This window comes from Allolucifera butyrica, assembly GCF_900476375.1.
Lineage (GTDB): Bacteria > Bacillota > Negativicutes > Sporomusales > UPPP01 > Lucifera > Lucifera butyrica.
This window is the reverse complement of the sequence record NZ_UPPP01000059.1, coordinates 17,435-42,550: the sequence shown is the minus strand read 5'-3', so window position 1 is coordinate 42,550 and position 25,116 is coordinate 17,435. Positions and strand designations below refer to the sequence as shown.

Genomic DNA, 25,116 nt, shown 5'->3' with positions numbered 1-25,116 from the left:
AAGTTATTTTGACAATATTAGAAAAATTTTTTCATTTTCTGGCAAAAGATATACCCTGGCTACATTTAGCAACCAGGGTATATTAGGGTAATTTTATATAAAATAATTAATGTGCGCTTCCGGAAAATAACTTTCCACCTGTTCTTTCATAAAAATGTTCATTTCTTCTAAAAATTCTTTTTCATATATAAACTTGCCGTAGCCAAACTGGCCATATTTAAATTTCCGATTCTCTTCTTCCATAGGCAATTTACTTTCGGGGAAAATTTCCATTATGTTATTTTTTGCTTTACGGGTAAACCGGTGACTTATAAATTCAAAACTGACACCAGACCGGCCGGGCTGTGGCAAAAAACGCTCAAGGGAACGAAACATGCGGCCATACTCTTCCTGCCAACCGGGAAAATAAAACAGCGGAGCAATAATAAACCCTAAAGGATATCCGGCAGCAGCCACCTTGGCGGCTGCTGCTATGCGTTCCTCCATCGTGGCGGTGGCATGCTCATAGTTATTGATTATTGCAGCGGCGTTCAAACTGAACCGGAACCGGGTATGTCCGTTATGTTGAGCAGACAAAAGAGAATCCACATCATCATGCTTAGTGACAAAACGAAATCTCCCCGCATTCTGTTTACCAAAAAACTCAATTGTTTTATACAATAAACCGGTTAAATACTCCGTCGGTATGGGGTCGGAGGTAGCCGCGCCTTCAAATACGGTTATCTCCGGGCACCTTTCCTGTATATAAGCCTGGGCCTGTTCTAATATTTCATCAATATTTACATAAACCCGCAAGTAAGGTTTTTTCCCCAGAGTAGTTGCCAGATAACAATATTCACACATTCCCGGACAACTAGTTGTTAACGGCAGTTGGTAATGAGCCGAAGGCTTACAGGGAGAAAATGGGGAAATCTTTTTCACTCCTACCACCAAAGTTTTTTTGGCTTCCCGGAATCGTTCCTGTACTGTCCTGCCGGGAATTCCACTCACCCTATTATGAGACGGTGTTTGGTGAATCTCAATTTTCATTGTTTGCAGAGTCTGATATAACTGGCGTCCCAACGGATATTCCAGCGCCCGGGGTTCAAAAAAAATTCGCTGCGGCATATATCTTAACATAATTTCATCCCTTATTCTAAGCTATAACATTATTATTCAGTAACTGCCTTCCGCTCATTCCTGGTAATCCATGGACAGTTTTACTGCGTAACCTCAGTGGAAAGAACAAGCGCAAATTACTGGAAACTTCCGGTTTTGCTGCATAGAACTTTTATATTTGGTAAATCTATTGGATAAACATATAAGCCGTTCCACCAACATCGTTGTCTAAATGAGGAGATGGTATCTTGTTACAAAAAGTTTATCCTTGGTTTTTGGGAGGGGTAAGTGCAGGTTTGGTTGTAAGCCTGTGTCTCTGGCTCATGTTAATGCCGCTGGTCCGGTTATACACTTATGACCGGGGTACGGTGGCACAATCTTTAACCTCGTCAATTATCGAATCCAGTGCCAGCAATCCGGAACTGCAGGACATGATGAAAAATCAAGTCTTAGAGTATTTAAAGTCGCCGGAAGGAAAAGCAAAAATGGCAGAACTGCTAAAATCGCCGGAAATGACTAAGGCCATGTCGGAAAACATACAATCACCGGAAGTCCGTAAAGCGGTTCTCAAGCTTATGCAAGTACCTGAATTCAGGAATGCACTCATGGAAAGCATAAAAAATACACCCGAAGGCCGTATCTTAGGCGCACTGTCTTCAGCCATTGTTTTGGATGACAAACAAGCAAAGCCGGTGCCCTCCATGCCGTCCGGCCGATAAGAAGATATGCCTGCGGGATCTTTCAACGCAAGCGTAAGATGAACGTAAAGATAAATGACACCGGGGAACATTGTCCCCCGGTGTCTGGTTGTTTTTATTCTCCCTTTTCGCACGCGAAAGGCCAGGCGGCGATACCACCTTCCATGACCCTGACATTTTCAAAGCCTTGTCCTGCTAGCATAAGGGCTGCTTCATAACCCCTGAGGCTAATTTTACAAAAGGCGATAATCTCATCATCTTTATTTAATTCTCCGGCCCGCTTGCGAAGTTGTCCTAAAGGAATATTCTTCATATTAGCACCACCGGATAAATGGGTTTGCTTATATTCCTCCGGCGAACGCACATCAAGGAAAACCGTCTTATGATCGTCCATTTTTTCCTTAGCCGTCAGCGAGGAAATGCCTTTCATTACCCCCGCCAATTTATTCATAACTACGTTGGCAGCAACCGCTACATTGTCAATGGGGCCGCTATAGGGCGGAGCATAAGCCAAATCCGCATCAAACAGGTCGTCAACCGTACCGCCGAAGGTTAATGCCGTCGCCAATACATCAATCCGTTTGGCGACATCGCCTTCCCCGAAGGCTTGCGCCCCCAGCAACTTCCGTTTTTTTGCATCGACAATCAGTTTAAGGGAGATCAGCTTGGCTCCGGGCATATAGTGTGGCTTATCATGCCCGGCTGCAATAGCCGTGATATACTCATACCCTTGCGATTTAGCGTCCTTTTCCGTGAGGCCGGTTTTAGCCACCGTATAATCAAATAATTTTACAATCACCGTATTTAATATTCCCCGGAAGGGAACCCGGGCGCCGCAAAGATTTTCACCGATAATCCGTCCGTGCTTGTTAGCCGTCGAGCCCATAGGGGCCAGCACTTTCCGTCCCGAAATCCGGTTTGTATTTTCCACACAGTCACCACCGGCGTAAATATCCGGATCGCTGGTTTGCAAATATTCATTTACGGCAATCGCGCCTGTCGGTCCGATTTCCAGACCCGCATCCCGGGCCAAAGATACATTCGGCCGGACGCCAATACCAAGAATCACCAAATCCGCCGCAATTGTCCGCCGGTCCGTTACTACTTCCCGTACCTGTTCCTCACCGTGAAACCGGACAACCTTTTCCCCGGTTAGTAAGGTTACCCCCTTTTCACGAACATATTTAGCGACCGGCGCAGCCATATCGTGATCCAAAAATCCCGGGAACAGCTGGTCCTGCATCTCAATGACTGTGACCGGAATTTCCCAGGCACTGAATGCTTCCGCCATTTCCATTCCTACCAGACCGGCGCCGATAATAACTGCTTGGGTAAATCGTCCTCTTTCCAGTCCCTGGCGTATGGCCACGGCGTCATCAGGATGCCAGAGCGAATATATATTGGCTAAATTGACCCCCGGCCAATCCGGCTTCACCGGTGTCGCTCCGGTAGCAATCACTAACTTATCATAAGAAATTATTTCCTCCTGACCGGTGGTCAAATTACGAACCGTGACCTTTTTGCCGGCCCGGTCGATTCGGATGGCCTCACTCCGCACCCGTACATCCACATTCTTTACATTCCGGAAAAAAGCAGCATCACGCAACGCTCCGGCCGGTGTCGACATTAATTCCCTGATCTCGCCGATGTCGCCTGCAACATAATATGGCATACCGCAAGCCCCATAGGAAATCAGTTCTCCTTTTTCCAATACAACGATCTCGGCTTGCGGGTCACACCGTCTCACTTTCGCAGCTGCTTTCAACCCGGCAGCGACCCCGCCAATGATTACAACTTTTTGACCTTCCATTCGCTCCAACCCCCTCACCCCCGGTATCCGGGGTTTTTGTTTATATTGTAATCATTTTCCCAGCGATCCGTCAATAGGCAGAAGGGAAATTTATGGAAAACATCTCCATGCTGTGATATACTATAGTAATCAATTTTTAGACGTTGTAAGAAACTTTCTGATCCCACAAGAAATCGAGGTGCTTTCTATGTATAGAAATATTATCATTTTAGGACTGGTCAGTCTTTTTACCGATATATCCAGTGAAATGATTTATCCGCTGGTTCCGCTATATCTAACGGGGGTGCTCGGCGCTTCCCCGGCCATTTTGGGAGTCATCGAAGGGATCGCGGAAAGCCTGGCCAGCCTGCTTAAAGTTTTTTCCGGCCGCCTGTCCGATAAAATAAAACAGCGCAAGCCCATGGCCATAGCCGGCTACGGCTTCTCAGCAGTGGGGAAAGTATTGTTTATTCTGGCTACCAGTTGGGTAGGCATTTTATGGGCCCGCGTCGCCGACCGCTTTGGCAAAGGAATTCGCACCGCACCCCGGGATGCGCTCATTTCCGAGTCAACCTCGCCGGATATTCGCGGTAAAGCATTCGGCCTGCACCGGGCCATGGATACGGCCGGAGCCGTTATCGGCATTTTTTTAGCCTACTGGCTATTCACCCATTATCAGGGAGACTATATTCTGGTTTTCTGGCTGGCCGCCATTCCCGCCGTTTTGGGAGTAGCCATGTTATTTCTGGCAAACGAGGCAAAGCAACATGCTTTGAACACAGTCAAAAAAAATCTTTTTTCCTGGTCCCGGCTTGACCCGCGTCTGCGTTATTACATCCTGATCAGTTTTCTTTTCAATCTGGGCAACTCTTCCAATCAGTTTCTGCTGATCCGGGCCAATCATGCCGGATTTTCCGCCGCAGATGTTATTTTGTTGTACCTATTGATGAATATAACCTATTTTCTAATTTCGTACCCGGCCGGCCGCCTCTCGGACAAAATCGGCCGCCGTTCCCTGCTGGTAGCCGGTTACTTGTTATACGGCCTGGTTTACCTCGGGTTTGCCCAAGCCGGCACCCACTGGACATTTATCCTCCTATTTGCGGTTTACGGCTTATATACTGGTCTGACTAACGGAATTGAAAAGGCCTTTCTCGCAGATCTGGCGCCAACGGATCAACGGGCTACTGTTTTCGGCCTACACGCCACAGTTGTCGGCCTTGCCCTCTTGCCGGCTTCCATATTGGCCGGTTTGCTGTGGAACTTTTTCGGCCCCCAGGCCCCGTTTCTCTTTGGCGGCATTCTGGGAATTCTGGCGGCAATTGCCGTTTGGCTTGGTTTACGGCAACCCCATACCGTTCAGTAAGACGGGAACTAAAATGCCCTGCAGTTCAAAGACTGCAGGGCATTTTTTAACAGTTAGTCAAATTTAGCAGCATTTTCATAAATAAGTTTTTTCTCCTGCGGACCGGATATCTTTTCAATAAAACAAGCAATTGACACAATAATAGGCACATCGAGCAGGAGACGGACCAGCATAAACTTCCATCCCATGGAAGCTGCCTCAAATAATAACAAAGGAATTTTTGTCGTTGACCAGGCGCCAATAAAAACGATTATATTGGCAAACCGGCATCCCTTTCTCAACAAAACTCCGGCAATAGGAAAAGCAGCGTACAATGGACCGGCGGCGACAGATCCCAATGTAAAAGCAATCATCACACCGGTCAAACCGGATTCATCCCCCATCAGTTTTAGCATGACTTCCCTGGGGACCCAAATATCAAGGAGACCCAGCAGCACAAAAATCGGCGGCAGAACCAGGAGCATTTCCTTTAAATTATCTGCCGATATCCGAATCGACTCAACCCCGGTTGCCGGCTTTATCCATAACAAAAAAATCTCAATCAAGACCATCAGTACTGGAAATTTGTATCTTTGTATTAACTGCATTATTCAATCACCGCCTTTAATACAATCGCCACCATAAATGAAAAAACAAATGCCAGCATATTCCGGATATAAGTAACCTTCCAGCCGAAGTATTTTATTTCTACAGGAATCGTAACCACTCCGACCATCATTGAGGTTGATATAAATACAACCACCTGGGTTAAGCCGGCGCCGTTCTTTAATAAAGCAGCCGCCAGCGGAAACGTTACAAAACCGGGTATTAAAGTTACCGCGCCGGCAACGGCAGCAATTAGTATACCGGACCAACCGGATTGTTTCCCGATTAATTGGGATATCGCCGCAGGACTCAATACGGCAAGGACGATTCCAATGAGGAGGATAATCGAAAAAAGCAGGGGTAAAATATTCGCCAGCGACTTCCATCCTTTTTTTAATGCCAGGATTGTCTTTTTCTTATCTTTCACGAAAGAGATTCCCAACAGGATTCCCGTTAAGATATACAATCCAACGGTAAACAAAACGGCACCTCCCCATATATAGTGTAAAAAATAGACTATTTTTCCGTTCTCCGGCGAAAGGTTTCATAGGAATCCAAGAAAAATTCCAAATTCCGTTTCCGCATTTCAATATCTTCTTTAAATTCCTGAAGCCGTTCCAATCCCTTAGGAGTGATTTGATACCATTTGCGGGCTGGTCCCGCTGTATCGGTTTCCCAATAGGATTTTACCGCCCCTTCTTGTTCCAAATCCTGCAAGGAACGGTAAATTACGGCGCTATCCGTATGGTACCAGGGCAGCTCTTTTTGTAAAGTATTTAGCAGGGCAGCACCATATAAATTCTCTCTAACCAGAAAAAGAAGAATAAATGCCGGTGTATGCCGATAGGTTTGACCTTTTTTTGATTTTCTTGCCATTTAAATTTAAATCCTTTCTATGTGTATAATCCATCTATATGCAACTTACATCTTAATTATAACTACAGCAATATTGAAAGTCAATGGCTTCCGTGCAAATAGGAATGCCCTCCTATATTGGAGGGCATTCCATAAAACACCAATATTCTTATTTTTTGTTGCCCTGTTGTCCGGGTTTATTGCCGGAGCTCTTTTGTCCGCCGCCACTTTGGCTGTAATCGTCATTGGCATCGTACTTGGCTGTCATAGTGCCATATTCGGCAACACTTTGGCTGGTAGTAGCAGTAGAACCTTGAGCGCCGTTCTGAGCATCGGCATAATCCCGGTTCGCATCATATTTCGCGGTCAGAGTTCCATACTGAGACTTTGACTGTGTTTGTTTTTGGTCCATATTCATCCTCCTTTATTTTAGAGTCTAATTATATTATGGCCATGCGCACTTAGATACATGCTGAGAAATTAAGTCAAGCCAGCTTCTTGCCGCAACTTTATTTTACTCCGACAAATCCCGCTTTACCGTTTCGAAGCCTACGCGTTCAATCATGTTTCCCAGGCGTTCGTAATTTTTGGCGTGCTCTCTATAGTAATTGATAATTTTGCCAACTAAAGGAATCACATCTTCCTGGGGAACATTTTCCGCTAAGATATCCGCGATTCGCGGTTTGATACCGGCGTTGCCGCCAATCATAACCGTGTATCCTTTCGGGGTACCCATAATTCCCAAATCTCTTACCGCCGGTTCACTGCAAGAATTTGCACAGCCGGCAACACTCATTTTAAACTTTGACGGTAAATCCATGCCATGATATTTTTCATCCAGTTCAAGGCCTAGCGTCACAGCGTCCTGCTGTGCCCGTTTACAAAAGTGAGTTGCCGGACATATTTTTATACTGCGCACACACAAGCCAATAGCATGTCCTTTCTCCATGCCAAGTTCTTCCCACACCTGGTCAATCTTTTCTTCCTCAATGCCAACAATAGCAATTCGCTGTGCACTAGTAAGTTTTAATGCCTTGGCTCCATATTTTTCCGCCGTATCAACAATCTTACGCATTAAATTAAAGTCTAAAATAATACCGCCCGGTATATGCGGCGCCACAGCATAGGTTCTCTTGTCCCTCTGTAACACTGCCCCTTTATCAAGCATATCCCGCTTTGTTTCCTGACCTGCCTGCATAAAGCCACCCCCTTATCCCTTATAACATCTCATAATTACAACGTTAATATGGTACAAGACAGGCCCTACTATACTCATATCTTAGGAACTCAGCCGTTGATTATGCCCTTGTAAAAGATTCCCACTTCACCAACTGCCGGACGTCATCCCCTGCCAGTGTCTCTCTTTCCAGCAGCGCACTCGCAATGCGGTGCAGACTGTTTATATTATCCTGGATTATTTTTTCCGCTTCCCCGTAAGCACTTTTGATAATATCCCGTATTTCCTGGTCAATGCCGGAGAAAAAGCCTTCGCTCCGATTGTGCTGCCGGGTAATATCCCGTCCTAAAAAAACTTCCTCGCTCTGTTCGTAGCTAACCGGCCCCAATGAGCTCATTCCATAGTCGCAAACCATCTTATGCGCAATTTCGGCAGCCTGTTTAAGGTCATTTTGCGCTCCCGTGCTGATTTCCTGCAAAACCAATACTTCGGCGACCCGGCCGCCGAGCAGTTTTTTTATTTGACCGACAAGTTCCGATTTAGTGGTAAAATAACGGTCTTCCCGCGGAAGAGTAAGCGTATACCCGCCGGCCCGGCCCCGCTGGACTATAGATACTTTATGAAGCGGGTCGGCCTGGCCGGAGAGCAGACTGATTAAAGCATGGCCGGCTTCATGATAAGCAACAATTTTCCGGTCCCTCTCACTTAGAACCCGGCTTTTTCTTTCCGGTCCGGCAATTACAAGCTCTATTGCTTCTTCAAAGTCATCCATTTCAATCTGTTTTTTCCCAAAACGAATCGCCAGCAGCGCCGCCTCGTTTACCAAATTGCCGATATCGGCCCCGGTAAACCCGGATATACGTCGGGCGATCACTGCAAGATCCACTTCAGCCGACACCGGTTTGCCTGCCGTATGCACGTTTAAAATTTCCTGGCGGCCTTTCGCATCAGGACGGTCAACGAAGATCCGGCGGTCGAAACGCCCGGCGCGCAAAAGGGCCGGATCCAGAATGTCCGGGCGGTTGGTAGCAGCGATGATGATAACTCCTCTCGAAGCAGAAAAACCATCCATCTCCACTAATAACTGGTTTAACGTCTGCTCCCGCTCGTCGTGTCCGTCCCCCAGCCCGGTACCGCGCTGCCGGCCGACGGCGTCTATTTCATCAATAAAGATAATACTTGGCGTTTTTCTTCTGGCCTGCCTAAATAAATCTCGTACCCGGGAAGCACCCACACCAACATACATTTCGACGAATTCCGATGCGCTAATACTGAAAAAAGGTACTCCCGCTTCACCAGCCGTGGCGCGCGCCAATAGTGTTTTACCCGTTCCGGGAGGTCCATATAAAAGTACGCCGTTAGGTATCCGCGCCCCCATTTCGCGAAACTTTTTAGGGTGCTTAATAAATTCTAGAATTTCCATTAAATCCTGCTTCGCTTCCTCAGCGCCGGCCACATTACCAAAAGTGACTCTGGATTTATGACTAACCCGCAGTTTGGTCCGTCTCTTTCTATAGGACATGGTCTGCAGTTCCCTCCTTATATTGGTTACATAATCATTCCGGACTGGTCTAAAGACCTAGCTGCAACAATGAAGAAAGGGTCTAAATGTTCTTTATAATTTACTATATGAACTGAAAATAGGGAGTGATACATTTTTACATAATACCTTTAGGGGCATTAGCGTTTTCCAATAAAAATTAAAGCCACCCGCAAACAATATTGCAGGTGGCTTCGATTGAATAAAAACAAGCCCGCCCCCTTGACGGGCGGCAAAATACTTTCTAAAACTTTTGCTATTAAAAGCGGAAATCCCGTTTACCGTCTTTAAGTTCAGCCAAATGTTCCATTGCAATGGCCCGGACTTTTGCATTGGTAATCCGGGGAATTTCCCTGGCAATTACCGCTTCCCCCTTTGCCTTGGTATCGGCGGAAGCATAGTCTTCTAAGTATTCCTTAAGCGTCATCAACGCATTGGGCTGACAACAGTTGGCAATTTGCCCGGATTTGACCAGACTCATAAAACGGTCTCCCGTACGTCCCTCGCGATAACAGGCAGTACAGAAACTCGGAATATAGCCCAAACTTAACAACCAATTCACAACTTCATCCAGAGTACGCGTATCGCTTACATCAAACTGGGCCGAGTTATCTTCTTCCGCTTCCGGTTCAACGTAGCCGCCGACACTGGTTCTGGAACCGCCGCTGATTTGGGATACTCCCAATTGCAGCACCCGCTCGCGGGTTTTCTTCGATTCCCGGGTGGAAACAATCATTCCGGTGTAAGGAACAGCAATGCGAAGTACGGTTACTATTTTCGCAAATATATCGTCGGAAATGGCATTGGTAAAGTTTTCCGGATCAATATCATCGGCCGGACGAATCCGGGGAACGCTGATGGTATGCGGGCCAACTCCCATGGCCGCTTCTAAATGTTCCGCATGCATAAGTAAGCCGACAAAGTCGTAGCGGTACATGTTTAATCCAAACAAAACACCGATGCCCACATCGTCAATCTCGCCTTCCATCGCCCGGTCCATCGCTTCCGTATGGTACGCGTAGTCGTGTTTCGGTCCGGTTGGATGCAATTCCTCATACATTTTTTTGTTATAGGTTTCCTGGAAAAGAATATACGTGCCAATCCCCGCTTCCTTTAGCTTGCGGTAATTTTCCACAGTCGTGGCGGCAATATTGACATTAACCCGGCGTATTGCACCATTTTTATGTTTTATGCTATAAATCGTTTTTATGCTTTCCAACACATACTTCGATGGGATTATTAACCGGGTCTTCTCCGGTTTCTAAAGCCAGCCGCTTATGTCCCATGTCCTGTAAGGCAATTACCTCACGGGCAATATCCTCCTGGGAAAGTTTTTTACGGGTAATATGCTTGTTGCTATGATGATATGGGCAATATACACATCCATTTATACAGTAGTTGGAAAGATATAACGGAGCAAACATTACGATGCGGTTCCCGTAAAATTTCTGTTTTATTTCCTGGGCCAACGACATCATTTTTTCATTCTCATCTTCCAGGTCACATTCCAGCAGCACGGCTGCTTCACGGTGATTCAGGCCTTTACAGTCCTTAGCCCGCTCTAAAATGCTGTCAATTAATTCCCGGTTCCTTTTGTTTTCCTGAGCATAGGCCAGGGTATCCAGAATCTCCTGGTCGTCAATAAACTCAGTCGCTTTTTTTGATTTACAATTATACATTGATAAGCCTCCCTTTTCCTTCTCTCCGTCTAATCAGTTTGCTAACGGCAGTGAAACTACGTAGTAGAAAAGCCCGTTTTAACTAAAGGTTGTACTTTCATTTTTCGGCGTTGGAAGATACTTTGGAATATACCGTTTTTATATTGACATGAGGAATCATTCCTAACTTGCCGGACAGAGCGCTGATAATGTCGCCGGGAGCATCGATTACAATGCTGATTACGGCAATATTCCGTTTGGGATAAGGGATACCCATTCTACCGACAATATGGTCTCCGTATTCATGCAGAATATCGTTAATCTTTTTAGCGGAGTCCTTATTTTCGATCACGATTCCAATGAGCGCAATTCTGGTTTCCATACGCTTCGTCCTTTCTTCAATAAGCAAAAAATCCCTGCACCCCAAACAGGCGCAAGGATAGAATGTCGCTAATTTATGGAGGCAATAGCCATACAGCGCGCGCCTCCACATAGTAACCTATTCTCTCGCCTTCTCATTAGGGACGAACCCTCATGGTTCAGTACGATGCTTTGTTTTAGTTAGTTTACCTATGGTTTGCCGCAAGAAAGAATGAAGCTCACTCAATCTCAGACAGCTTACCCGGTTATTATCTATACCGTATCATAAATTCAGGTAAAAAACAAGAATCAATGTCAAATCGTACTTTAGGCAAAAAGACTGTCTTGTTTATATTGGAACATCTGCTTGGGCTTAAAAGCCTTCTCGGTTATAAGTTGTTCTTGCGCTATGTCGGCAATAAAAGGAGAAGGAGTACGGGACGTCAGAAGGATCAGTTCATCCCGGGCCCTAGTCATCCCGACATAGAAAAGCCGTCTTTCTTCCCCCATATCTATATCGGAGTTGCTGTTTCGTAAAGGAATCATGCCATCATTTACGCCGCAAATAAATGTGACGGGAAATTCGAGGCCTTTGGCCGCATGCATAGTCATTAACGTTACCGCCTCCGGCGAATAATCCTTGCTCCCGCTGCGAACAATATCGCTTTCCCGGCCCAAGAGAAGGTTTTGAAGAAAGGCAGACATTTCGTTATGCATCACCGACGTATGGAAAAGAAGGTCCATTGATTTTATACCGGACAGATGGTTGTCGCAAATCCAGGAATCTATAATATTGCCCGGCTTTTCCTTATGGAGGATTGGCTGATATTTCCTTAGCAACTTGATGAAATCCTCAGAAGCATCCAGCTTAGATACCGGCAGGGAAGTCTCTTCCAGAATATTGACGAGGGCTGTTATGTCTTTTTTGCCGGCAACATAGCGATCCAGGATTTTAAGGTTGCCGTCGGTTGAAGTTACATTTTTTGCTTTGAGGCAGGCCAAAAGAGACGTAATATCCCCGGGATTCAGCAAAAAACGGAAAAACGAAACGGTCTCACGGACCGGCTTGTCGGCAAGAAATTCGTCCCTGCCGGCCACTACATACGGAATCCCTTCTTTCAAAAAGCACTGCTCCAGAATTTCTGCCTGGCGATTCGTACGGTATAATACGGCAATATCGGCAAACCCCCTTGTTTGTTTGGCCGCCGGCCTTTTTTTATGGGATGCCGCCAAGGTTTGCGTATCCAACATATCAATACCGCCAACCATACGGTTGATTTCCTTGGCGACAAAAATCGCCTCGGAAAATTCATCATTGCTTTCTACAAGACGCACTTTGCTGCCGCTTCCCCTGGTTGCTTTGAGAGAACAAGTCCGCTCGCCGGCAGCTTGGGGAAAAATTACCGCCTGGGCGGAAGCAATGATTTCAGAGGTTGAGCGGTAGTTCTGAGACAGCCGGACTTGGCTCCCCTGGAATTCTTCGATAAACCTGTCAAAATAGCGGAAATCCGAACCCCTAAATCCATAAATCGCCTGGTCAGGGTCACCAATTATAAAGAGATTACCGCTTTTCCCGGTCCATTTTTTGATTAGGCCGTATTGAATCTCGTTTATATCCTGAAATTCATCCACCAGCAGATAAGCAAATGAGTTTTTGTGGCTCCCGCCTGCATTTTCCTCTTCAAAGCGTTGAAGTACTTCGAGTAGGATATCATCATAGTCCATCACGCCGTAACCTTTAAGCTGCGAACAATACGCCTCATATACGGCAGCCGGAATATCCGTTTTTTTCCCGTTGTCTGCCGCCAGGGCCCCGTTTTTTAGCAGCGAGATCCCTTTCAGGGCATCCCGCGGCGAAATCTTCAAATTCAGCCTCTTTACTATTTCTTCTATTATGGCCAGAGCATTATATTCATCGATAATCGTTATCTTGTTTTTGCCATTCCATTGAGACAAAATTTGCAGGCAGATAGAGTGAAAGGTCCCGATTGTCATGGCGGCTGCCGTCCGCTTGTTCCCGAAATGCTGTTCCAGACGGCTGCGCATTTCCTGGGCGGCTTTATTGGTAAAAGTAACGGCGGTTATCTGCGAGGGATGGACTCCGCATTCTTTAATAAGGTAAGCAATCCGGCATACCAGTGTTTTTGTTTTTCCTGTTCCCGGGCCGGCAATTACCGCAATTGCCTGTCCGGGGGATGAAACAGCCTGCCATTGTTCTTCGTTCAATCCATAAGGAAGGTTTGTAGGAATCGCATTCATACCCGTATTCTTTTCCGGAGCGCCGGCATTCGCCAAATCCGGCGCCGGATCTTTAATTGCCGGCCCTCTTATGCCGGCAATTGATTCAGGAAGCGCCGGTTCTCTGCCGGCAGGACTGGCGGCAGCTAAAAATTGGTCACTCATAAAACATAATTGGCCTGAAAGCATATTGATTTCACTCTTGTCTATCACTTTCACTTTCCCATATTCCCCGTCAAAGCCGGGTTGTATATCGACCTTGCCGCAACGCAGCCGGCGGATGCCTTCGGCAATACAGGGACCTGCCGCCAACTCGATGTCACTCAATGAGGCCTCCCGGAGTATAAACAGTTCCGGTCCCAGGCTCCGTACCAAATCCTCCTGTTTTTTCTTAACTTTCGTACTGGTGACAGCCAAACCAATTGAGGAGGCGATTACTTCCTGAAACGGGACAAGACTTTCAAAATGCTTGGCCGCCGGCGGTATAAACCCTTCCTGCCTGTCCGCAAGCGCTTCAACCCGGTGCAGCACGCCCACAGTCAATTTTCCGCCGCAAACAGGGCATAGGCCGCCTGCGGCTTTGGTATCCGCAGGCTTCCAACACACCTTGCAGTTCCGGTGGCCGTCGTAGTGGTATTTGCCTTCCTCCGGAAAGAATTCGATTGTACCGTAGAACTCCTTGGTGTTACGGTTTTTTAGCGCCTGCAGTATGCACGGATAAGAAAGGCCGGTATCAAAAAGATTAGCCTCTCTTGCCAGGTTTGCCGGAGAATGGGCATCCGAGTTGGACACCAGCGTATACTGATCCAGTGCGGAAAGACGCCAATTCATCGGCGGGTCCGAGGACAGACCGGTTTCGAGGGCGTATATGTAGTCTGTAAGGTCCTCGAAGCACTCCCGGATGTCGTCAAAACCGGAATAGGCACCGAACAGGGAAAAATGGGGCGTCCATATATGCGCAGGTATAAAAATAGCCTCCGGGCAAGTATCCAGGACAATTTCCAGCAAGTCCCTGCTGTCAAGCCCCAGGATCGGCCTGCCGTCCGACCGCAGATTCCCTATATTCTCCAGTTTGTGGGATATTAATTCGGCCGGTTCCAGGCCAGGTAAAAGAATCAGGTTGTGTACCTTGCGTACTCTGCCATTCTTTTTGTAGATGGAGCTGATTTCGCCGGAAACAATGAATTGAGGCTTAAAATCTCCTCCGGCGACTTTATCCTCCTGGCGGAAATCATTTTTCAGGGCATAAAGGCCCTCTCCCGTGGGAACCAGTTTTTCCTTCAATTCCTCCCGCCAGGCCGGATGAGTGAAATCACCCGTACCAATCACGTGAAGTCCCTTGCGCCGCGCCCAAAATTCGAGCACTTCCGGCACACAATCCCGGCTCGTAGCCCTTGAGTATTTTGAATGTATGTGAAAATCGGCAATAAACATCATAATCCACCTGTCTTGGAATATGGTAAAACCATTTTCCATCTTAATTAAGAATATTATTTTTTTACATTCTCACCAAAATGGAAATTTCCTGCCAATAATCCCACATTTCGCACCCTGAACTTGCGGCGACAAAATTTCTCCTAATTGGTTTCCTTTTTCAATCGCCACATTGCCAGCGCAAAGCTTCCGCAGCACATCACGGCAAATAGCACAGTAACAGGCAGAATCTCTCCAATCAGGACTGTCTCTCCTAATATCAAGCTGCGCAGAGCGGAGATAATATAGGTAAATGGGTTGAGCATTACAGCTATCTTCAGTCCTCCGGATAAACCTGCGAGGGGAAAAAGAGCCGGACTCAGAAAAAAGATGGGCAAAACAATCGCGTTCATTATTGTCTCATAAATTACTTCATTCGGCAGCAAGAGACTGATAGAATAGGTAAGACCCGACATGAAAAAGGCTGTCATAAAGATCAACAATATTATGAGCGCCATCCCGGCAAGGCCTGATGCCACCGTTACCGAGAAAAAAGTGCTAACAGCCCATAAAATTGCTACTTCTAAAAAGGAAACCAGTACGGCCTCCAGCATTTGCCCAAGCACGATGGAGCTTCTGCTAACGGGCGCAATCAGGATTCTATAAAAGCTGCCATTGGCTTTCATGATAAAATTGATGATACCGCCGCTGCAACAGGCGGCCAGAATAACAAGCACCATGATGCCGGGCAGAATGAAAGCGGTGTAATTGCCGATCCCCATTCTTTGCATTGCCTGGCCTGCGACAGCGCTATATAAAACAAGCCAAATAAGCGGCTGCAATAGGGTGACTGCAATCGAAACGGGGTTTTGAAACCGCCACTTTATATTTCGCCACAAAATATTCAGCACAGCCATTGCTCCTCTCGATTTTCTCCTGAACCGGTTAGTGTCAAAAAAACATCTTCCAGACTGGGTTCTACGATTTCGATTGCGTCAAATCCCACCTGATGCTCCAAAAGCCACTTGTTCACCGTTGTAAAAGCGGCTCTACTGTCATCCACGCCTACAAAAACAGAATGGTCCCGCACACGGGTAAACTGAATGTGCCCCATACCGGCAAGGATATCTTTGTATTTTTCTGTTTCCCCGGCGCTGGAAAATGCGATGCGAAGCATGTTTTGCCCGGTGTAACTGCGTAAGCTGCCGGGTGTTCCCTGCGCTAATTCCCTCCCGTCTTTCATAATGCAAATGGAGTCGCTCAATTGGTCGGCTTCCTCCAGATAATGGGTTGTAAGAAAAATGGTTGTCCCATATTCATCCCGGATTTGCAGCAACATTTTCCACATGGCTTGCCGGGACTCAATATCCATACCCACTGTAGGCTCATCCAAAAACAGAATTTTAGGGGAAGAAACCATATTCATGGCGATGTCCAGGCGGCGCTTCACCCCGCCTGAGTAGGATGCCGTAGGATACTTCAGATACCCGGCAAGCTCAAAGCTGTCAATCAAAGCAGCGGTTCTCTTTTTTGCCACTTGGGCGTCGACTTGGTACAACCTGCTTTGAAACATCATATTTTCCATAAGCGACAGATGCGCATCAATGGAAATGCGCTGGGCAACGCAAGCAATCTGGGTGCGGACCCAGGCAGGCTCCTTGCATAAATCTCTTCCCAACATGCTTACCTTTCCGGCTGTGGGTTTATAAAAGGTTGTCAGGATGTTAATCAGCGAAGATTTTCCCGCTCCGTTGGGCCCCAGCAAAGAAAAAATTTCGCCGCTATTTACTCTAAGACTTAAACCGTTCAGGGCTTTGACGCCATTTTTATATTGTTTAATCAGTTTCTCAATTTCAATAGCCGGCATTCGATTCCCCTCCTTCAGTTTCTTTGTATTGTTTGGCTTTCTTAACTGCAATCCATACTTCGGAATGTCCGATTTTTATCTTTGGGTTGCCGGCGGGATACACTTCTATATCCGGCAATTCAGCATATTCATAACCCGAAAACGGCAGCCATTCTGTAAGAAACCGTTTGAAGATTGTCTGAACGGACTCTTGAAAATGTCCGTCTCCTTCAAATATAACCCACGTAGCCGCCGGGATTTCATATTCAGCCAATTTTTCCGGAACCGTTTTATCGGTAGCCGCCGCAATATAATAATCAATTTTCTCCGGATTTTGATAAACCGAAACCCCTAAAATACCGTGCGGAGTTTGGTTGGTTAACTGGCAAATTTCTGCAATTACATTGCTTTTTAACGTTGCATCCCAGAATTCAGGAACAATTTTGAAGTTTTGTTCTTGCTCCTCCTGCAGGGCAACTTTGACGCCAACAATTCGAATCGGGTCTTTGGTTTCGATTCGATACCTCATCCTTTCACCTCCGGTAACTTGAATAGAAAAGCTAATACGGGGATAGGCGTTTAACTTAGTTCCCTCCCTGCGGGCAACTGTGGGAGCGACACCATGAACCGCTTGAAAGGCACGGTTAAATGAGGTTGGCGTGACATAACCATACTTTACGCCAATATCCATAACTTTTGCTTCGCCTGCCTGCAATTCAAAAGCGGCTATGGTCATTCTCCGGCGGCGAATATAATCAGACAGCGGAATCCCCGCTACATAAGAAAACATCCGCTGAAAATAATAGGTTGAACAGCAAGCGATTTGCGCCGCTTCCTCATAAGAAATGTCACCGGTTAAATTGTTTTCTATGTAGTCAATTGCCCGGCTTAGCTGCTTCATCCACTCCACCCCATCACCTCCTGGCGTTAGTTTAGCACAATAAAAAATATATATCTTCTCTTTTGGTGTCCAGTTTTGTAAACCGGCTCTCATCGTAAATGAACGCAAATAAAAAGATACCGCAAATCTTTTTCAGACCTTGCGGTATCTTTTTATTATGTTTACAGCATACACCCAGGGTTAAAAGTTTATCCCTTAACTCCGGTTAAAGCTTTTCTACTTCTATCATAAATAAGGGAAATCATAAAGGCAGCGCCAATAATATCAAAGAATCCCATTGCCATAAAGATTGGCGAAAATCCGCTTTGGGGAACGATAGCCCCAATTAACAGGGAGAATAAGAATGCGCTGGTCCATGCCGCAAAACCACGCACCCCATTGATGGAGGCCACTTGATTCGATTCAAAATTCTCCATGATCAGCACGCCTAACATCGCTGAAATCGCTGCATGCCCAAAGCCGCCAATCGATATTAACCCAATGGCTGCATAAGGATTATTCACAAAAGGAACGAAGGCTAAAGAAATCATGAGAACCGCTCCGGATACGGAACTCCAGACCGTAGCATTGTTAACGTTAAAATTAAAATGATTCCGGTACCACTTTGCTAAATAACCGCTCGCGGCACTGCCAATATCGGCTGCCAGAAACGGCAACCACGCAAACATCGCAATCTCTTTTAAGTTCATGCCTCTTTCCGTAGCCAAATATAAGGGAACATAAAAACTCATGGTCTGCCAGGCCGGTTCCGCCAGAAAAGCGGGGATAGCAACTCCATAGAATTTTTTTACCTTGCAAATGTCTTTAAGGCAGGTCCAAATATTAGTTTTCAGTGGCTCTTCTGATCTTACCGTCGCTTCATCGAAAATAAAAGCCTTTTCTTCGGGTGAAATCAATTTGTGATCCCGGGGATTGTTATAATAAAACTTCCATATACCCGCCCAAATTAATCCCATAAAACCAGTTACATAAAAAGCTGCCTGCCAGCCATAATGAAGGCGAATGGCAACAACTAACGGCGGCGCCAGCATGGCGCCGAAAGAAAATCCCACGCCGGCCCAGCCGGCGGCAACCCCTCTTTCTTTCGATGGAAACCAATCTGTTAAAATCTTCAAATTGGCAGGTACTGCGACAGACTCGGTTACCCCCATGAAAAACCGCAAAACAGCCAGCGATTCCCAGCCCGTAGCCAGAGAATGGAGCATGCAAACGATCGCCCAGGCCGAGGCAAAAAACAAAAAGCCGACTTTCAGCCCAATGAAATCCAGCACCCAGCCGCAAATCGGCTGGGAAATCGCATAAGCGGCTTGAAACGCAGCGACCACCCAGGAATATTCCTGCGTAGACATATGGAAAATATGTTCCAGTTCAGGCGCCAATATCCCTAATGTGTTTCTTGTAACGTAATTCAATGTCACCCCTGCAATAAATAAGACGAGCATTGTCCACCGCAACTGCTTAAATTTCGCCATCTTTTCTCACCTTTCCGGATTTTTTTATTTTATACGGAAATCAGATCTTTAATATCAAAATCGACATGGATTGTATGGTCTTCCCTTAGATTGTCATATTTAATTTTAGCTGTTTTTTGTTCCATATCGTAATACCAGCCCGTCTTGCCGGCTTCCCATTCCCGCCGATCAAGGAACATCGGGACTTTTCTGTCTTGCAGTCTGATTTGAATGGGCGCGATATCCTGGCATAACAGCTCTAAAATCACTGTTTTAACCGGAGTGGAATAATTCCCCTTGTTGGTAAAAATAATTTTTGTTCCATTATTTTTATCTATATTGACTGTCGTTTTTAAATATTTACCATGTTTATAATTATTGGTAATGCCGTCATCGTCATACAAGACAAATTCGGCTTCTTGTGAAGGTTCCACAAGCAAGTGAAGTGTTTCCACCGCATCTGTATGAATATTCATTAATTCTTCACTCATTGGGATAATCGCACCGCTGCGAATAAACATAGGAATGGAACTCAAAGATACGTTCACTTCAATCGTCTGTCCGCCTGCGTAACGTTCTTTGGTGTACCAGTCAATCCAGTCTGCGCCTGCCGGCAAATAAACCCGCCTTGTTTTTGCCCCTTTCTCCAGAACATTCGCCACCAACAATGAGCTGCCCAGCATGAAATCAAAGCTTTCTTCCCATGCATTGCAGTCATTTTGGAACTCATAAACCAGCGGTCTCATGATCGGCGCTCCTTCGTCAGACGCTTCAAAAAGCAATGAGTACAAGTAAGGAATTAAACGGTACCGGAGCTGAATAGCCGACTTGATATACTGGGTATAAGAGGGGTACATCCACGGTTCGGTAACAGTATTGTCGGTATTGCAGGAGTGAATGGAAAATCGCGGTTGGAAGATTCCGTTTTGAACCCAGCGGACAAACAATTCCGGTTCCGGGGCCGGACCAAAAAATCCCCCGATATCACAGCCCTGATTCGCTACCCCTGACAATCCCATGCCGAGTATCACAGGTATATTGAATTTTACGCTCTTCCAACTTGTATTGTTATCCCCCGCCCAGGTTTGGGCATAACGCTGAATACCCGCAAACCCGGCCCTGCTGACAATATACGGTCTAATATCAGGGTCGACTTCTAAAACCGCTTCTTGAGCCATAGCGGCCATAAGATTCGGCATAATGGGACGTAAGGCGCCGGCTTTTTGCTTTAATCCCTCATAATGACAAACTGCTGCTAAATTATTCATTTCATATTCATTATTATCATTCCAGATCGAAGTAACACCGAGGGAAACAATCGCCTTCTTCAAATGCTTTTTCCATAATTCGCGGCCTTTTCCGTTCGTAAAATCGACAAAAGAAGCCGGACCGCCCCAATACCTGTCGGTCTGTGATTTCTCGCCATATTCATCTTTTATGTAAGCCCCCGCCGCGTCAAATTCCTTATATAAAGGGTGCGTTGTCAACATGCCCGGTTTGATATTCGGCGCTAAATCAGCACCCTTTTGCTGCATTTTTTCTACAAAGCCTTTCGGATTCTCAAAACGGTCATGATTCCAGTTAAATACATATCTTTTTCCGTCCTGCCCCGTAGTATAGCCGGAAGATAAAAAGAATCCGTCGCAAGGAATCTGTTCTTCCTTGCACTTATCTAAAAATTGCAAAACAGCCTTGTCGGCATCCTGATCCAATTCCGTATAATACATCGTAGAACCCATGTATCCCAGGGAATACTTGGTTGGAAATACTGTTTTCCCCGTTAAATCAGTATAATTTTTGACAACATCTTTTATTTGCGGTCCATAAATAAAAAAAACATCCAGTTCCCCGCCATCGGCGCAAAAATAACTATATTTATGCCAATAGCCGCTTCTTTCACAGCCCATATCAAAAACAGAATCATAGGAGTTGTGATAGAATAAACCGCAGGCTACCTTATTGGTGCTGTTTAACTTGATATAAAACGGAATATGTTTATAGAGCGGGTCTGTCAATTCCGAATCATAGCCGATCGTATCCACATTATGCATTCGCATTCTGCGTCTTTGCTTATTTAAATATCCCGCTTTTTCGCCAAACCCGTAGAAATAATCCCCATCCTCCATACAGGAATAATGATAAATCCGTCCTAAATCGTCCTGTACATAGGCCCGTTCTTTTAAGTCGGAATTTAATATATTGCCATTTTTATCTGAAATTTCAATCGCAAAAGGATCTTTATAAATTTTAATGTCCAGCTTTTTAGTGGTCATCAAGATATACGTTTCATGCTCTTCATAATTAGTGGCAATGGCTTCCACTCTTTTTCTTTCCCTTTGCAGCATAGCGTCCATATGATCCTGCCAGGCTGTCATAACCAGAGCATACGAAGCCTCCGGCTTAAATTCCGCCTCGAAAATACAACGAATTCTGACGATATCATCATTTAGCAGAATTATACGATATTTTGCCGGACCGGCATCAATATCCAAATACTTATGATGATTCTCCACATTCACAATTTTGCGGCTCACTTTCATAGCAAAGCCCCTTCCATTCTTTCGGTTTCACAATATTCCCGACCCCGCAAGAGCAATCCCTGCACCAAAGTGCAGGGGCGCTCTTAGACTCCCGAATAGGCGGAAAAACCTCCGTCAACAGGTACAACAACGCCATTGACAAACCCGGATGCTTTATGATCTACCAGCCATAACAAGGTGCCGGTCAGTTCCTCGCATTCACCAAACCGCCCCATGGGGGTCGCATTTAAAATCTTGGCCGCTCTTTCTGTCGTGCTGCCGTCAGCGTTAAATAGCATATTCCGGTTTTGATTGGTTACAAAGAACCCCGGCGCAATAGCATTGACCCGGACATCTACCTTGGACAAATGCACTGCCAGCCACTGCGTAAAGTTGGAAACAGCCGCTTTGGCGCCGCTATAAGCCGGAATCTTGGTCAGGGGAGTAAACGCATTCATAGAAGAAATATTCAGGATCACCCCATCCTTTTTGCCGACCATATCCTTTAAAAAAACTTGAGTCGGCAGCAACGTCCCGAGAAAGTTAAGATTGAAAACAAATTCAATTCCCTGCGGGTCCAGGTCAAAAAAAGTTACCAGTCCCTCTTGTTCCCCTGCTGCAAGGTCTTTACTATCCAGATATTCTTTGCTCGTCGTGCCCTTCGGATGATTCCCGCCGGCGCCATTGATGAGAATGTCACACAGGCCCAGTTGATCCCGTACTATCTGGCGGGCCCCTTTTAAACTGGCTACTTCCAATACATTGGCCTCTACGCCGACAGCCTGACCGCCCGCTTCCGTGATCTCTTGCGCTACAAGGTCGGCGCTTTTTTTATTCAAATCCAGCACAGCCACTTTCGCGCCGCAAGCTCCCAGTGCTTTGGCAAAATTACTGCAGATTACCCCGCCGGCGCCGGTAACAACGGCTACTTTTCCGTGCAAATCAATTTTAAACGGTAAATTCATGCTTTCCTTATCCTCCGCTTCACTTCATCTTTTCCAACGTTTCCCAAATGCCGTTTAAATACACTGCGCCCAGGGCGCGGTCATAGAGTCCGTACCCGGGTTTGCCTGTTTCCCCCCAAATCATGCGGCCATGATCCGGACGTATCGGCCCCTTAAAACCAATTTCATGGTAAGCCTTCATAATTTCCACCATATCCAGCGAACCGCTGGCACTTCTATGAGATGATTCCTCAAAACATTTTGCGCCTGTGATCTTGATATTGCGGCAATGACCAAAATGAATCCGCCCCAGCTTACCAAAATAACGGATTAAGTCCGGAACCTGATTTTCGGGATCCACGCCTAAAGAGCCGGAGCATAATGTAATTCCATTGTTGGGACTATCTACCAAATGAATGAGCCGTTCTAAATCGGCCTTGTTTTTGATAATACGCGGCAAACCAAAAATAGACCATGGCGGATCATCAGGATGAATGGCCATGTTGATACCGGCCTGTTCGGCCACAGGAATAATACGTTCTAAGAAATATTGCAGATTGCCCCATAACTTTTCTTCGTTGACGTCGCGGTATTGCTCCAGCAGGGCTTTCATACCCTCTTTAGTATAGCTTGCATCCCAGCCGGGCAAAGATAATTCGCCTGTCAGGGGATTCATATTTTCGACTGTTTCCTGACGATAGATCAACGCCGAAGAACCGTCGGCCAGCTTATAATCCAGCTCGGACCGGGTCCAGTCAAACACCGGCATAAAATTATAGCAGACCGTCGTAAATCCAGCCTTTCCCAAATTACTGAGTGTTTTGCAGTAGTTGTTAATATAGCGTTCACGGCTTGGCAGTCCCAGCTTAATATCCTCATGCACCGGTACGCTCTCGATAATCTCGCACTGGAGCCCCTGCGCTTCCACTTTGTGTTTGAGCGCCAAAATACATTCCATGGGCCAAACTTCTCCGGCCGGGACGTCATAAATAGCTGAGACAATCCCTGTAAGGCCGGGTATTTGCCTGATTTTTTCCAAGGTTACCGGATCACTGTCACCGTACCACCTAAATGTCATTTGCAAAGCAATTCCCCCCAAATTTTACTAATACGCCAACAAAGTATTTATTTTATTTCAAAGCCAAAATAGGTCCTGGCATTATGAAAACAAATATCCTGCACCATTCCGCCCATCATATCCCAATCGGCTGGCACCTCGCCGTTTTCCATCCATCCTCCCAGCAAGTTGCAGAGAATTCGCCGGAAATAATCATGTCTGGGATAGGACAGGAAACTTCTGGAGTCGGTAACCATTCCCAAAAAGCGGCTAATCAGCCCCAGGTTGCTCAAAGTAATCATATGCTCAACCATTCCCGTTTTCGTGTCGTTAAACCACCATGCCGGACCAAACTGAACTTTTCCCGGAATACCGCCCGATTGAAAATTGCCGGCCATGCTCCCCAATACAAAATAGTCTTTCGGATTTATGGCATACAAGATCGTTTTCGGCAAGCATCCTTTTCTTTCCAGTGAATCGAATAGCCGTGACAGCGAACCCGCAACCGGATGGTCGTGTATCGAGTCAAAACCGCTATCCGGTCCCAGCCGGCTGAACATATTGCTGTTATTGTTGCGCATTGGCCCTATATGCAGTTGCATTGCCCACCCCAACCGGGCATATTGTTCGCCGCAAAATTGCAAAAATGCCGTATGATAACGCTCCACATCCCCGGCAGCAATTTGCTTTCCCTGTAAAGCCTGGGCAAAAATACCCGCAATCGTTGCTTCGGAACTTTCTATGTAAGGAACCTTTTCCAAACTGTGATCAGCGACCCGGCAGCCCGTTTCCCGGAAAAACTGCATGCGCTGCTGCAGTGCCGTCAAAAAGGTACTGTAACTCGTAATTGCAGTACCCGTTACTGTTGCAAGCCGTTGTACCCACCGAATAAAACCGGAGCCATTAATATCCATGCCCCGGTCGGGACGGAAAGTGGGCAGCACACTAAACTCAATACGGTTATCCTCCCGGATTTTACGGTGATATTCTAATAAATCCGTAGGATCATCGGTTGTACAAATAACAGCCACATTCGACCTTGCTATCATGCCTCTGGCGCTGCATTCTTCCTGCTGCAGCAACGCGTTGGTCTTTTTCCAAATAGGGACCGCACTTTTTTCGCCAAATGGTTCACAAATTCCGAAAAAACGCTGCAATTCTAAATGAGTCCAATGATATAGCGGATTACCGATACATTTCTCCATGGTTTGGGCCCAGGCCATAAATTTCTCATAGTCGGTGGCATCGCCGGTAATATAGCGCTCGTCAATTCCATTGAAGCGCATGGCCCGCCATTTGTAATGGTCTCCGTATAGCCACGCCTCGGTAATTGTATTAAAATTCTTATTTTCGTAGATTTCCCGGGCTGATAAATGGCAATGATAATCGATAATCGGCATAGAGCTCGCGTATTCCTGGTAAAGCTTTATTGCCGATTGACTTTCCAGCAAAAAATCGTCCCGCATAAAAGGTTTCAAATAAACTCCTCCATAACAACGTCTCCTATGTCGTTTGTTCACGTGAACATTATTCTTTTTCTTAATATTATCACATATTTTCACTGTTTTCAATGTTTTCAATGTTCACGTGAACAAAAATCTCGTAATATCATCCAGATACT

General features: G+C 46.1%; 22 protein-coding genes. 2 read left to right on the top strand and 20 right to left on the bottom strand.

Annotation, left to right across the window (positions count from 1 at the left end; all coding sequences use genetic code 11):
• Positions 1-93: 93 nt before the first annotated feature.
• The gene (splB, locus tag LUCIF_RS05015) at positions 94-1,119 is read right to left on the bottom strand and encodes a spore photoproduct lyase (protein WP_207857011.1); all 1,026 of its coding nucleotides are present in this window, start codon (positions 1,117-1,119) and stop codon (positions 94-96) included.
• Between the two features lie 227 nt (positions 1,120-1,346).
• On the opposite strand from splB, the gene LUCIF_RS05010 reads away from it, so the two are divergent.
• Positions 1,347-1,817 carry a hypothetical protein gene (locus tag LUCIF_RS05010; RefSeq protein ID WP_122626781.1) on the top strand — a complete coding sequence of 157 codons (471 nt, stop codon included), beginning with the start codon at positions 1,347-1,349 and terminating at the stop codon, positions 1,815-1,817.
• A gap of 94 nt (positions 1,818-1,911) precedes the next feature.
• On the opposite strand, the gene LUCIF_RS05005 is transcribed toward LUCIF_RS05010, so the two are convergent.
• A complete protein-coding gene (locus tag LUCIF_RS05005) occupies positions 1,912-3,606 on the bottom strand; it encodes an FAD-dependent oxidoreductase (RefSeq protein ID WP_122626780.1) in 1,695 nt (564 codons plus the stop codon).
• 187 nt (positions 3,607-3,793) lie between these two features.
• Here LUCIF_RS05005 and LUCIF_RS05000 point away from each other — a divergent pair, with 187 nt between their 5' ends.
• On the top strand, positions 3,794-4,951 hold the full coding sequence (locus LUCIF_RS05000; protein ID WP_122626779.1) for an MFS transporter: 1,158 nt from the start codon (positions 3,794-3,796) through the stop codon (positions 4,949-4,951).
• A 53-nt stretch (positions 4,952-5,004) separates the two neighbouring features.
• On the opposite strand, the gene LUCIF_RS04995 is transcribed toward LUCIF_RS05000, so the two are convergent.
• From LUCIF_RS04995 to uxaC, 18 genes are all read right to left on the bottom strand, one after another.
• Positions 5,005-5,538: a permease gene (locus LUCIF_RS04995; protein WP_122626778.1), complete on the bottom strand. Its 534-nt coding sequence runs from the start codon at positions 5,536-5,538 to the stop codon at positions 5,005-5,007.
• On the bottom strand, positions 5,538-6,017 hold the full coding sequence (locus LUCIF_RS04990; protein ID WP_122626777.1) for a permease: 480 nt from the start codon (positions 6,015-6,017) through the stop codon (positions 5,538-5,540). Before LUCIF_RS04990 ends, LUCIF_RS04995 begins: the two co-directional genes overlap by 1 nt.
• Before the next feature lie 35 nt (positions 6,018-6,052).
• Complete coding sequence (locus LUCIF_RS04985) at positions 6,053-6,412, bottom strand: PadR family transcriptional regulator (protein ID WP_122626776.1); 360 nt, start codon at positions 6,410-6,412, stop codon at positions 6,053-6,055.
• Between the two features lie 148 nt (positions 6,413-6,560).
• Positions 6,561-6,803 (bottom strand): hypothetical protein, encoded by a 243-nt coding sequence (locus LUCIF_RS04980; protein ID WP_122626775.1) that lies wholly within the window; start codon positions 6,801-6,803, stop codon positions 6,561-6,563.
• 102 nt (positions 6,804-6,905) lie between these two features.
• On the bottom strand, positions 6,906-7,589 hold the full coding sequence (locus tag LUCIF_RS04975; RefSeq protein ID WP_122626774.1) for a ferredoxin-like domain-containing protein: 684 nt from the start codon (positions 7,587-7,589) through the stop codon (positions 6,906-6,908).
• 100 nt (positions 7,590-7,689) lie between these two features.
• Positions 7,690-9,090, bottom strand: a complete 1,401-nt coding sequence (ftsH, locus tag LUCIF_RS04970) for an ATP-dependent zinc metalloprotease FtsH (RefSeq protein WP_122626773.1) — start codon at positions 9,088-9,090, stop codon at positions 7,690-7,692.
• A gap of 277 nt (positions 9,091-9,367) precedes the next feature.
• Positions 9,368-10,327 (bottom strand): [FeFe] hydrogenase H-cluster radical SAM maturase HydG, encoded by a 960-nt coding sequence (gene hydG, locus LUCIF_RS04965; protein WP_243638687.1) that lies wholly within the window; start codon positions 10,325-10,327, stop codon positions 9,368-9,370.
• Positions 10,302-10,787: a radical SAM protein gene (locus LUCIF_RS27510; RefSeq protein ID WP_243638686.1), complete on the bottom strand. Its 486-nt coding sequence runs from the start codon at positions 10,785-10,787 to the stop codon at positions 10,302-10,304. Before LUCIF_RS27510 ends, hydG begins: the two co-directional genes overlap by 26 nt.
• 97 nt (positions 10,788-10,884) lie before the next feature.
• Positions 10,885-11,148: a TM1266 family iron-only hydrogenase system putative regulator gene (locus tag LUCIF_RS04960; RefSeq protein ID WP_122626772.1), complete on the bottom strand. Its 264-nt coding sequence runs from the start codon at positions 11,146-11,148 to the stop codon at positions 10,885-10,887.
• A 305-nt stretch (positions 11,149-11,453) separates the two neighbouring features.
• A complete protein-coding gene (locus LUCIF_RS04955) occupies positions 11,454-14,840 on the bottom strand; it encodes a UvrD-helicase domain-containing protein (RefSeq protein WP_207857009.1) in 3,387 nt (1,128 codons plus the stop codon).
• Positions 14,841-14,941: 101 nt separating this feature from the next.
• The gene (locus tag LUCIF_RS04950; RefSeq protein WP_243638685.1) at positions 14,942-15,688 is read right to left on the bottom strand and encodes an ABC transporter permease; all 747 of its coding nucleotides are present in this window, start codon (positions 15,686-15,688) and stop codon (positions 14,942-14,944) included.
• Positions 15,682-16,644, bottom strand: a complete 963-nt coding sequence (locus tag LUCIF_RS04945) for an ABC transporter ATP-binding protein (protein ID WP_122626769.1) — start codon at positions 16,642-16,644, stop codon at positions 15,682-15,684. The genes LUCIF_RS04950 and LUCIF_RS04945 overlap by 7 nt, the downstream gene beginning before the upstream one ends.
• A complete protein-coding gene (locus LUCIF_RS04940; protein WP_243638689.1) occupies positions 16,631-17,524 on the bottom strand; it encodes an AraC family transcriptional regulator in 894 nt (297 codons plus the stop codon). Before LUCIF_RS04940 ends, LUCIF_RS04945 begins: the two co-directional genes overlap by 14 nt.
• 188 nt (positions 17,525-17,712) lie before the next feature.
• Entirely contained in the window at positions 17,713-18,996 is a 1,284-nt protein-coding gene (locus tag LUCIF_RS04935; protein WP_122626767.1) for an MFS transporter, read from the bottom strand.
• A 29-nt stretch (positions 18,997-19,025) separates the two neighbouring features.
• A complete protein-coding gene (locus LUCIF_RS04930) occupies positions 19,026-21,515 on the bottom strand; it encodes a glycoside hydrolase family 31 protein (RefSeq protein ID WP_122626766.1) in 2,490 nt (829 codons plus the stop codon).
• 83 nt (positions 21,516-21,598) lie between these two features.
• Positions 21,599-22,459, bottom strand: coding sequence for an SDR family oxidoreductase (locus LUCIF_RS04925; RefSeq protein WP_122626765.1), 861 nt, complete (start codon positions 22,457-22,459; stop codon positions 21,599-21,601).
• A gap of 19 nt (positions 22,460-22,478) precedes the next feature.
• Positions 22,479-23,516, bottom strand: coding sequence for a mannonate dehydratase (gene uxuA, locus LUCIF_RS04920; RefSeq protein WP_243638688.1), 1,038 nt, complete (start codon positions 23,514-23,516; stop codon positions 22,479-22,481).
• Between the two features lie 47 nt (positions 23,517-23,563).
• Positions 23,564-24,973 carry a glucuronate isomerase gene (gene uxaC / locus LUCIF_RS04915; RefSeq protein ID WP_122626763.1) on the bottom strand — a complete coding sequence of 470 codons (1,410 nt, stop codon included), beginning with the start codon at positions 24,971-24,973 and terminating at the stop codon, positions 23,564-23,566.
• Positions 24,974-25,116: the final 143 nt, after the last annotated feature.

What these genes read in the sequence shown, in the direction of transcription:
- LUCIF_RS04980 (WP_122626775.1), bottom strand. Translation starts at nt 6,803, where the DNA reads ATGGACCAAAAACAAACACAGTCAAAGTCTCAGTATGGAACTCTGACC.
- ftsH (WP_122626773.1), bottom strand. Translation starts at nt 9,090, where the DNA reads ATGTCCTATAGAAAGAGACGGACCAAACTGCGGGTTAGTCATAAATCC.
- LUCIF_RS04975 (WP_122626774.1), bottom strand. Translation starts at nt 7,589, where the DNA reads ATGCAGGCAGGTCAGGAAACAAAGCGGGATATGCTTGATAAAGGGGCA.
- splB (WP_207857011.1), bottom strand. Translation starts at nt 1,119, where the DNA reads ATGTTAAGATATATGCCGCAGCGAATTTTTTTTGAACCCCGGGCGCTG.
- LUCIF_RS04955 (WP_207857009.1), bottom strand. Translation starts at nt 14,840, where the DNA reads ATGGAAAATGGTTTTACCATATTCCAAGACAGGTGGATTATGATGTTT.
- LUCIF_RS27510 (WP_243638686.1), bottom strand. Translation starts at nt 10,787, where the DNA reads ATGTATAATTGTAAATCAAAAAAAGCGACTGAGTTTATTGACGACCAG.
- LUCIF_RS04940 (WP_243638689.1), bottom strand. Translation starts at nt 17,524, where the DNA reads ATGAAGCAGCTAAGCCGGGCAATTGACTACATAGAAAACAATTTAACC.
- LUCIF_RS04995 (WP_122626778.1), bottom strand. Translation starts at nt 5,538, where the DNA reads ATGCAGTTAATACAAAGATACAAATTTCCAGTACTGATGGTCTTGATT.
- LUCIF_RS04960 (WP_122626772.1), bottom strand. Translation starts at nt 11,148, where the DNA reads ATGGAAACCAGAATTGCGCTCATTGGAATCGTGATCGAAAATAAGGAC.
- LUCIF_RS05005 (WP_122626780.1), bottom strand. Translation starts at nt 3,606, where the DNA reads ATGGAAGGTCAAAAAGTTGTAATCATTGGCGGGGTCGCTGCCGGGTTG.
- LUCIF_RS04935 (WP_122626767.1), bottom strand. Translation starts at nt 18,996, where the DNA reads ATGGCGAAATTTAAGCAGTTGCGGTGGACAATGCTCGTCTTATTTATT.
- LUCIF_RS04930 (WP_122626766.1), bottom strand. Translation starts at nt 21,515, where the DNA reads ATGAAAGTGAGCCGCAAAATTGTGAATGTGGAGAATCATCATAAGTAT.
- uxuA (WP_243638688.1), bottom strand. Translation starts at nt 23,516, where the DNA reads ATGACATTTAGGTGGTACGGTGACAGTGATCCGGTAACCTTGGAAAAA.
- LUCIF_RS04945 (WP_122626769.1), bottom strand. Translation starts at nt 16,644, where the DNA reads ATGCCGGCTATTGAAATTGAGAAACTGATTAAACAATATAAAAATGGC.
- LUCIF_RS04925 (WP_122626765.1), bottom strand. Translation starts at nt 22,459, where the DNA reads ATGAATTTACCGTTTAAAATTGATTTGCACGGAAAAGTAGCCGTTGTT.
- LUCIF_RS04985 (WP_122626776.1), bottom strand. Translation starts at nt 6,412, where the DNA reads ATGGCAAGAAAATCAAAAAAAGGTCAAACCTATCGGCATACACCGGCA.
- LUCIF_RS05000 (WP_122626779.1), top strand. Translation starts at nt 3,794, where the DNA reads ATGTATAGAAATATTATCATTTTAGGACTGGTCAGTCTTTTTACCGAT.